1 protein-coding gene is annotated in these 1,308 nt (G+C 63.8%); it reads right to left on the minus strand.

The genetic code is table 11. The features are described from left to right. A partial coding sequence (locus QD228_RS16980) for an Ig-like domain-containing protein (protein ID WP_279876126.1) occupies positions 1-1,308 on the minus strand: 1,308 nt, incomplete at both ends.

Consider the following 1,308-nt stretch of genomic DNA (forward strand, 5'->3'; position numbering starts at 1 on the left):
TCGGCGGGATCGACGGTGACGGAGCCACCTTCGCCGTCGGTGATCACCAGCTGAACGTTGTTGCTGCTCAGGCCGTCTTCGATGGAGCCGGTCAGCGTCACGTTGCCGATCTCGTCGGCATTCAGGAAGCCATCGCCACCATCGGTGAAGGCGATGCTGTTGTCGCCTTCCGCCGGCGGGGTGGTGTCGGTATTACTATCAACCGTGACGGGGTTGGACGGCTCACTGGTGTTGCCGGCTGGGTCGGTCGCGGTGGCAGTCAGTTCGGTGCCGTCTTCCGGCATCGGATCGAGCTCGACCGAGAAGGTGCCATCGTTGCCCACTTCAGTCGTGGCAACTTCCTCACCATTGCCATCGGTGATGTCGATGGTCGCGCCGGGCTCACCGGTGCCGGAGAGGGTGGTGCCGTCGGTGTCGTTCAGTGTCGGGGTGTCGGTGACGGTGTCCTTGGTCGCGGCATCCGTGAACTCGGCCGCATTACCGGCCTCATCAGTGACGGTCAGTGTCGCGGTGAGTTCGCCCTCGGCCAGGTCGGAGAGATTCTGGCCAGCGACAGTCAGGGTGGTGCCATCGACAGTGATATCGGCGGGATCGACGGTGACGGAGCCACCTTCGCCGTCGGTGATCACCAGCTGAACGTTGTTGCTGCTCAGGCCGTCTTCGATGGAGCCGGTCAGCGTCACGTTGCCGATCTCGTCGGCATTCAGGAAGCCATCGCCACCATCGCCGAAGGCGATGCTGTTGTCGCCTTCCGCCGGCGGGGTGGTGTCGGTGTTGCTGTCGACGGTGACGGGGTTGGACGGCTCACTGGTGTTGCCGGCTGGGTCGGTCGCGGTGGCAGTCAGTTCGGTGCCGTCTTCCGGCATCGGATCGAGGGTGATTTCGAAGTTTCCGTCATCACCCACTTCGGTTGTCGCCACCTCGTCACCATTGCCATCGGTGATGCTGATGGTCGCGCCGGGCTCGCCAGTCCCGGTGAGGGTGGTGCCATCGGTGTCGTTCAGCGTCGGGGTGTCGGTGACGGTGTCCTTGGTCGCGGCATCCGTGAACTCTGCCTCGTTACCGGCGTCGTCAGTGACGGTCAACGTCGCGATGAGTTCGCCCTCGGCCAGGTCGGAGAGATCTTGGCCAGCGACAGTCAGGGCGGTGCCATCGACAGTGATGTCGGCGGGATCGACGGTGACGGAGCCACCTTCGCCGTCGGTGATCACCAGCTGAACGTTGTTGCTGCTCAGGCCGTCTTCGATGGAGCCGGTCAGCGTCACGTTGCCGATCTCGTCGGCATTCAGGAAGCCATCGCCACCATCG

It is taken from the genome of Cobetia sp. 3AK (genome assembly GCF_029846335.1).
Classification (GTDB): Bacteria; Pseudomonadota; Gammaproteobacteria; order Pseudomonadales; family Halomonadaceae; genus Cobetia; species Cobetia marina.